6 protein-coding genes and 1 pseudogene are annotated in these 7,792 nt (G+C 38.3%); all 7 read left to right on the top strand.

The features are described 5' to 3' along the window. Positions 1–732: pseudogene (locus tag ACKI5B_RS06180) on the top strand (hypothetical protein); the annotation flags it as partial. Positions 733–775: 43 nt separating this feature from the next. After that, positions 776–1,486 carry a tRNA 2-thiocytidine biosynthesis TtcA family protein gene (locus ACKI5B_RS06175; RefSeq protein ID WP_407426884.1) on the top strand — a complete coding sequence of 237 codons (711 nt, stop codon included), beginning with the start codon at positions 776–778 and terminating at the stop codon, positions 1,484–1,486. A gap of 71 nt (positions 1,487–1,557) precedes the next feature. Further along, positions 1,558–4,095, top strand: coding sequence for an endopeptidase La (gene lon, locus ACKI5B_RS06170; protein ID WP_407426882.1), 2,538 nt, complete (start codon positions 1,558–1,560; stop codon positions 4,093–4,095). A 16-nt stretch (positions 4,096–4,111) separates the two neighbouring features. Then, the gene (locus ACKI5B_RS06165; protein ID WP_407426880.1) at positions 4,112–5,356 is read left to right on the top strand and encodes a class I SAM-dependent rRNA methyltransferase; all 1,245 of its coding nucleotides are present in this window, start codon (positions 4,112–4,114) and stop codon (positions 5,354–5,356) included. A 69-nt stretch (positions 5,357–5,425) separates the two neighbouring features. Continuing rightward, complete coding sequence (dut, locus tag ACKI5B_RS06160) at positions 5,426–5,866, top strand: dUTP diphosphatase (protein ID WP_407426878.1); 441 nt, start codon at positions 5,426–5,428, stop codon at positions 5,864–5,866. Next, entirely contained in the window at positions 5,866–7,290 is a 1,425-nt protein-coding gene (locus ACKI5B_RS06155) for an LptF/LptG family permease (protein ID WP_407426876.1), read from the top strand. Before dut ends, ACKI5B_RS06155 begins: the two co-directional genes overlap by 1 nt. Next, the coding region (locus ACKI5B_RS06150) for an LptF/LptG family permease (RefSeq protein WP_407426874.1) at positions 7,287–7,792 on the top strand (506 nt) is incomplete at its 3' end. The genes ACKI5B_RS06155 and ACKI5B_RS06150, both read left to right, overlap by 4 nt.

The following is a 7,792-nucleotide window of genomic DNA, read 5'->3' as shown; positions in this document are numbered from 1 at the left end:
GAAAAAAAGAGCCGGCTCGGAGTAAAAATTACAAGTTATATTGCGTGTGCTGCAGTTGCCGGTATTCTTGGGGTATATGCATGGAGTGAAGGAATTTTTCATGCGTCTGTTTTAAGTCCCTGGTATAAGCCTGTAACACTTAATCTTGTAACTCCTGTTGTTGGAATCCAGAATAATATTTACGGCATGGATATCCCTGTAAAAGCTTATTTCTTTGATGAAAGCAATCCTGATTTACCAGAGGTTAAAGGAAGCCGGCGTGATTTTAAAACTTCTGAAGGTATTATAACTCGAAGCAAAAGCGGAAAAACTGTTTCAGCATCGTCAAAAGCGAATGTAAAATACCTGTCGATTAAGCCGGTTTATCTTAAAGACGGTCTTTACCGCGTAAAAGTTTTAATTGGTTCTTATGTAATGTGGTCAAGTTTTTCGGTAAATGGTCAGGCCTGTAATCTGAATTTTGATAATCTTCAGAAAGTAGTACGGCCTGTTACTGTACAGACTCGTGCTTTTGATGCTGTTACAAATGAAATTCTTACAAATAAAACAAAATTTACGGTTTTTTATAACGGAAAATACGTTCCGTTTGATCAGGTCCCTCAAAAAGAATTAGTTTCAGGAAAAGTTATGAAAATCCGTGCAGAATGTAACGGCTATAAACTAACAGAATTCAGCATGATTATCGACTGGTATCAGGATTCTATTTTTGTAAACGCAGGACTTGAAAGGTAAAGCTACTCCCCAAAACTCATGCATTCTGCTAAACTCTTTTTTCATGGGACAGCCAAAACTTTTCAGCATTATCGATAAAGCCATTTACGATTACAAAATGATTGAACCGGGCGACAAAATTCTGGTCGGTGCTTCCGGCGGAAAAGATTCAACGGCATTAATCGATTATTTTGTAAACCGTGCAAAACGCAAAGATGCAAATTTTACTTTTACTGCGATCCACATTGAGACTGACTTTGAAGCCTGCACGATGAACCCATATCTTCGAAAAAAATTTGAAGAATGGAATGTTGAAACTTTGAATTATTTCGTCGATGTAGAAAATCGTGTCAAAGAAGGCTTTAAAATGAGCTGCTACTGGTGTTCAAATCAGAGACGTAACGAACTTGTACATTTTGCTGTCAAAAACGGCTACAACAAATTAGCTTTAGGACATCATCTTGACGATATTCTTGAAACTCTTCTCATGAATATGCTTGGAAAAGGTGAGCTTTCAACTATGCCGCCGCGATTAAATTATACAAAATATCCGCTTTCGATTATCCGGCCGCTTTGTTATGCTGATGTAAACTCAATAAAAGAGCATGCAAAAAATGCAGGTTATATCAATACAACCTGCACCTGTATGTATCAGGATAATTCCGGACGTAAAGATGCAAGAAGCAGGCTTGAAGCTCTTACAAAAGGGGATCGTCGTGCAAAAGAGCGTATGCTTGAATCATTAAGAAATATCAATAAAGAGTATCTGCCATAATTTTAATTGTAAAAGAAATCATAATTATCAATTTAGTTGCCGATGCTTATTTTTTTCATTATATTTAACGTATGGCTAAAGATGATAAAAAAGATAATGGTGAAAATATAGATTTAGATGAAGTAAAAGGTGCTTTAAAAGATTTAGGTGCAGATGCCCAGATTTTACCAATCGAAGATTTTCTTCCTCCAAAATTAAGCATTATTCCGGTTGCAGGCCGGCCTATGTTCCCGGGCATTTTTACTCCTGTAATAATAAATTCCGGTTCTGATACTAAAACCATTGAACAGGCCTATGAAAATGACGGCTTTATTGGTCTTGTCATGCTTAAAGATGATGATGCAAAAGATGGTGACAAAGTCCCGACCATTAAAGATTTGTATACGGTCGGAACTGTTGCCCGAATCATTAAAAAAATCAATCTTCCTGACGGCGGAGTAAACATTTTTATTTCTACAATCAAGCGCTTTAAAATACGAAAGACTTTGAGTGCAAAAAATCCGATTGTGGCAGCCGTTGAATATCTTGAAGACGAAGAATTTGACACCTTTGAAGTAAAAGCTCTCACGCGCGCACTTATCAGCGAAATGAAGGAAATCAGCGAGAATAATCCTCTTTTCAGCGAGGAAATGCGCCTTAATATGGTCAATATCGATAATCCCGGTAAAATTGCAGACTTTGTTGCAAGTGTATTGAATGTCGAAAAGGCTGACCAGCAGAAAGTTCTTGAAGAAACAAATGTGCGTGCGAGAATGGAGCAGGTTTTAGTTTACATCAAAAAAGACCAGGATTTGCTTCGTATTCAAAAGAAGATTCAGAACGAACTCAACGAAAATTTTGAAAAAAATCAGCGTGAATACTTCCTTCGGGAAGAAATGAAGATGATTCAGGATGAGCTTGGAGTGGGCGAAGACGGTTCTGATTATCAGAAATTCAAGGCCCGCATTGCTGATTTTGAATTTGAAGGTGAAATCTTAGAATCTGTCGAAAACGAACTTGAAAAATTCAAGCTCATGGACCCGAGTTCAAGCGAATATTTTGTTTCACGCAATTATCTTGAGCTTATCTGCACGCTTCCATGGAAAGATGAATCAAAAGAAAATTACGATTTAGTCCGTGCTGCAAAAATCCTCGAAAAAGACCACTACGGCTTAGACGATGTTAAAAAGCGCATTATGGAGTATCTTGCCGTACGAAAGCTTAAAAACGACAACAAAGGCTCTATCATGATTTTAGTAGGTCCTCCTGGAGTCGGTAAAACTTCAATCGGTCACTCAATTGCCGAAGCCATGAACAAGCCTTTCTACCGTTTTTCTGTCGGCGGTATGCGTGATGAAGCTGAAATCAAAGGACACAGGCGCACTTACGTTGGTGCAATGCCTGGAAAAATCCTTCAGGGCTTAAAAATTGCAAAAACAAAGTCACCGGTCTTTTTGATTGATGAAGTCGATAAAATGGGTTCAAGTTATTCCGGCGGAGATCCGGCTTCGGCACTGCTTGAAGTTCTTGATCCTGAGCAGAATGTAAGTTTCCGTGATTCATACCTTGATTTACCGTTTGATGTTTCGAATGTGTTCTTTATTCTCACGGCAAACACTCTCGACAAAATCCCTGAGCCGCTTTTGGACAGGGCGGAAATCATTTCACTTGCAGGCTATATCGATCAGGAAAAGCTTGAAATTGCCAAAAAATATCTGGTTCCGAAAAACCTTGTTAAAAACGGGCTTTCAAAAACTCAGGTAAAATACACAAAAGAAGCGCTCCTTCGAATTGCAGAAGAATATGCGCGCGAAGCAGGTGTGCGTCACTACGAAAAGTGCATCGATAAAATTCACCGAAAGCTTGTAACTCAGATTCTTACAGGAATTGCGCCGGAAAGCAAAAAACTCGGGGCTGTTACAAAATCAATTACCGACGAAGAAATTGCAGGCCTTAAAAAAGAAAGCTTTGTAATTGACGCTCCTGACCTTGATAAATATCTTGGAAAGCCTGTCTTTGACGAAAGTGAAATCAAACGTGCAGAAAAGCCGGGGACAGCAATCGGCTTAGCCTGGACAAGCATGGGAGGAGATACTCTTTTAATCGAAAGCATTTCGTTCCAGAGCGACAAGGGCGGCTTACAGCTTACAGGTCAGATGGGCGATGTAATGAAAGAAAGTGCCCAGATTGCAATGAACTGGGTTAAACAGTATGCCATCGAGCACAAAATCAAGACTGCAAACTGGTTCGAGCGAAATACAATTCATCTTCATATTCCGGAAGGCGCAACTCCAAAAGACGGACCTTCTGCCGGAATTACAATGGCAACAACACTCATGTCACTTTTGACAGGGCGTCCGATTAAGCCGAATGTTGCAATGACAGGTGAGCTTGATTTGACGGGAGCCGTTATGCCAATCGGCGGTCTTCGCGAAAAGACTGTTGCTGCAAAACGCAATGGAATCAAGACAATCTTTATTCCAAAGGCAAATGAGCGCGATCTGGATGACATACCGGAGCATGTCAAAAAAGGAATCACTTTCATTCCTGTCCGTAAAGCAATGGAAGTAATGACGCAGATTTTCCAGGCACCGGTTAAAAAAACGGAAGAAGCTGATTACGGATTCTAAATTTTTGAGGATTTTTATGTTTACACGAGTATTTTTGAAGAAAGGCGAAGAAGCCGAAATAAAGCAGGGCTTTCCATGGGTTTTTGACAATGAGATTTCACATATAAAATTTGATTCACAGGAAGGCATAAAGCAGACTTCACTTTCTGAAGCTGTCGTTGAAGACGGCAGTGTAGTTGAAGTTTTTGCGAATGCAGGCGGCTTTTTAGGAAGCGGTGTAATCAACCGTAAGTCAAAAATAACTGTCCGTATGATTGGAAGTGAGCACGCCGATCAGATTATGAAAGATACTCAGGCTTTCTACACTGAAAAAATTCTCTCTGCATATAATTTAAGAAAGCTTCATTACAGTGACGAAGATTCTTACCGTCTTATTTACGGCGAGGCTGATTTTATACCGGGGCTTATTGTTGAACGCTATGTTGATACAAACAAAAATGTTTATCTTGTAGTGCAGTTTTCTACTTTGAGCTGTGAAGTTTTCAGAAAAGAGATTCTTCATGCACTTCGAAAAATCGTTAAGCCTTACGGAGTTTACGAAAAAAGTGATGCTCCCGGCCGCGAAAAGGAAGGTCTGAAGCTCCGTTCATGCTGGGACGGCGAAGTTAGAAGCGAAAAAATTACAATCCGAGAGAACGGCGTTTTAATCGAAGTAGATTTAAAAAACGGCCAGAAAACAGGATACTTCCTCGACCAGAAAGATAACCGCCGTTATGTCGGTTCATTATGTAGAGGAAAACGGGTTTTAGATACATTTACTCATACCGGTGCATTCGGCTTAAATGCAGTGAAAGGCGGTGCAAGTGAGGTTATTTCTGTTGATATTTCTCCTGAAGCTGTAGAACTTGTAAACAAAAATATTGAACTGAATAAAGCCGGAAGTAAAATGAAGGCTGTCTGTGCTGATGTATTCGATCTTCTCAAAGAATACGAAAAATCAGGCGAAAAATTTGATGTAATTATTCTTGATCCTCCTGCATTTACTAAAACTGCAAAAAATATCGATAAAGCATACGGCGGTTACAAAGAAATCAACCTTCGTGCAATGCGGCTTTTGAATCCGGACGGCATTCTTGTTACCTGTTCCTGTTCATATTTCTTCGATTCTGAACATTTCTACGGCATGGTCATGAAAGCTGCAGAAGATTCGAAAAAACGGGTTCAGGTTATAGCAAAATTCGGGGCTGGTCCTGATCATCCGGTACTTTTGGGCTATCCTAAATCAGAGTACTTAAAGTGTGCGGTGTGCCGTGTTGTATAACTGCGGTTGTTAAGCTTACTGAATTTTAAATATCTTCTCTTTTCTGTTTTTTTCTGTTAAACTTTTTGTATGAATAAAATTGATATAAAATGTGTTGCGCAGAAAGGCAGTGTAATTCCTGAATATAAAACTGCTGGTGCTGCCGGAGCAGATGTCTGTGCGTTTCTTTCAGAACCTGTAGTAATTAAAAAAGGTGAAAGAGCTATGATTGGAACAGGGCTTTCTTTTGCAATTCCTGAAGGTTTTGAAATTCAGGTTCGTCCCCGTTCAGGTCTTGCTGCAAAGAACGGTGTTACAGTTTTAAATACACCAGGCACAATTGATTCTGATTATCGCGGTGAATTAAAAGTCATTTTAATTAATCTTGGAAACGAAGATTTTACCGTAAAAAACGGCGAACGTATTGCACAGATTGTTGTAGCTCCTGTTACAATCGGAAATTTTGTTTCTGTTTCTGAACTTGATGAAACTGAGCGCGGTTCAGGTGGTTTCGGTTCAACCGGAAAATAATGGCAGGTCTTGTCTGGAAGCTGAAGCGCTTTCTTAATGCAAAAAAATCCGAAATTCTCAAAAAAATCAGAAAATCTAAAGGGTATTTTCCTGTTAAGAGAGTCATTGTATCTGTTATTTATTACCGCAGAACCTGGGCAAAAAGTCAGTTAAAGAAAAATCTCGAAGAATACGGTAAATTATTTGTCCAAAAATACAATGAATTCAATCTCTTAAATTCTCTGGCACGCGGTCTTGCATTTATTTTTTATAAACTTAAATTCAATAAAACCAGTAATTTTTTTAAGTCATCAATGCAGGAAGAAAACGGAATTAACCGTCATGTTCTTTTCCGCTATTTAATGAAAGAACTTTTTCTGTATTTTTTTATAGCCTTTATTTTCTTTTTTATGGTTTTCTTTGTAAATCAGATTCTTCTGGTAGCCGAAAATATCCTTAAAAAACATGTACCTGTTATGGATGTAATGAGGCTTATTACATATTCACTTCCAATGGTTATTGCTCAGTCTGCACCATTTGCCACTCTGGTCGGATTTTTGATGTGTCTTGGCCGTCTTGCAAGTGAAAATGAGATTTTGATTCTGCGGGCTTCCGGTCAAAATTACCGTACCATTTTAAAACCTGTGTTGATTCTTGGCATTTTGATTTCTATTGTTTCGTTTTTTGTCAATGACTATCTTCTGCCGCTTGGAACAATTAATTACAATAAACTTTACCGTTCTATTCTTACATCAAATCCCGCTGTTGAACTTGAATCAAATTCTATCAAGCGAACCAACGATAAAACTTTAGTTATCGGTGATGTTGAAGGTGAAAACGTAAGTGATTTGATTTTCTTTGATACTGACAATGACGGAGGGCAGAGGATTATCGTAGCCGATTCGTCTATGGTAAAAAAATCAAGTGCCCCCGGTGTTCTTATGAAGCTGATTATGAATGATGCGAGCGTCATTATGTTCGATCAGAATAAAAAAAATGACTATGACGTTCTTACAAGTGAAAATGTAGAACTTAATATATTTGAATCAACTTTTCTTGAAAGCAACCGTTCAATTTCTCCCCGTGAAATGACTTCTTACGATTTGTACAAAGAAATAAAATCCATGAAAAATAATGCTGAGGTAACCAAAAAAAAGCGCAATCAGTATAATCTTGAAATGGCAAAGAAATTTTCCATGCCGTTTGGTTCAATTTTCTTTGCAATTTTAGCCCTTCCTCTTGCTCTTATTTTCGGAAAGCACAACGGACAGACAATCGGTCTGATTATCGGGCTTTTTATCTCTGTTTTTTACTGGGCAGTCAGCATTGTAGGTCAGATTTTCAGTTCCCGCACAGGTGTCTACGGAGTTACAACAATGTGGGCACCGAATATTTTTATCGGTGTGGCAGGAATACTTTTTTACCTGAGGCTTTTGCGTAAATGAAACTTGTTGAATATCTTTTCAGAAAAGTCATACCTCTCTTTCTGGGCGCACTTGTATTTTTCGCACTTGTTCTGATTCTTGTCGATTTGATGATGAATCTTTGGAATTTTATTTCAAACGGCGTTTCAGGACTTAAAGTTTTAAGGATTATGGCACTTTATCTGCCGAAATGTTTCTGGTATGCTGCCCCGATTGCAATGCTTTTTTCAGTTTCATATACACTAAGTGATTTATATGCGAATAACGAACTGATTGCAGTTTTTGCTTCAGGTGTTTCTTTAACAAGATTTACTTTTCCTCTTTTAATTTTTGCTTTTGTGATGAGTTTTGCACTTTTTTTCTTTGATGATAAACTTGTTGTTCCAACATATGCAAAAAAAACTGCTGAACAGGAAGAAGTTTTAAAAAAAGACAAAACCTTAAACAATGATAAGATTGTAATCCTGAGTGAAAACGGAAAAATCTGTTATAAGGCAGAATTTTATGACGATACAGCAAAACG

This window comes from Treponema sp., from assembly GCF_045657965.1.
Taxonomy (GTDB): domain Bacteria; phylum Spirochaetota; class Spirochaetia; order Treponematales; family Treponemataceae; genus Treponema_D.
This window is presented reverse-complemented; position numbering and strand designations above follow the sequence as displayed.

Excerpts from the sequence above, each read along its gene's own strand:
- ACKI5B_RS06175 (WP_407426884.1), top strand. The coding sequence starts at position 776 with ATGGGACAGCCAAAACTTTTCAGCATTATCGATAAAGCCATTTACGAT.
- lon (WP_407426882.1), top strand. The coding sequence starts at position 1,558 with ATGGCTAAAGATGATAAAAAAGATAATGGTGAAAATATAGATTTAGAT.
- ACKI5B_RS06165 (WP_407426880.1), top strand. The coding sequence starts at position 4,112 with ATGTTTACACGAGTATTTTTGAAGAAAGGCGAAGAAGCCGAAATAAAG.
- dut (WP_407426878.1), top strand. The coding sequence starts at position 5,426 with ATGAATAAAATTGATATAAAATGTGTTGCGCAGAAAGGCAGTGTAATT.
- ACKI5B_RS06155 (WP_407426876.1), top strand. The coding sequence starts at position 5,866 with ATGGCAGGTCTTGTCTGGAAGCTGAAGCGCTTTCTTAATGCAAAAAAA.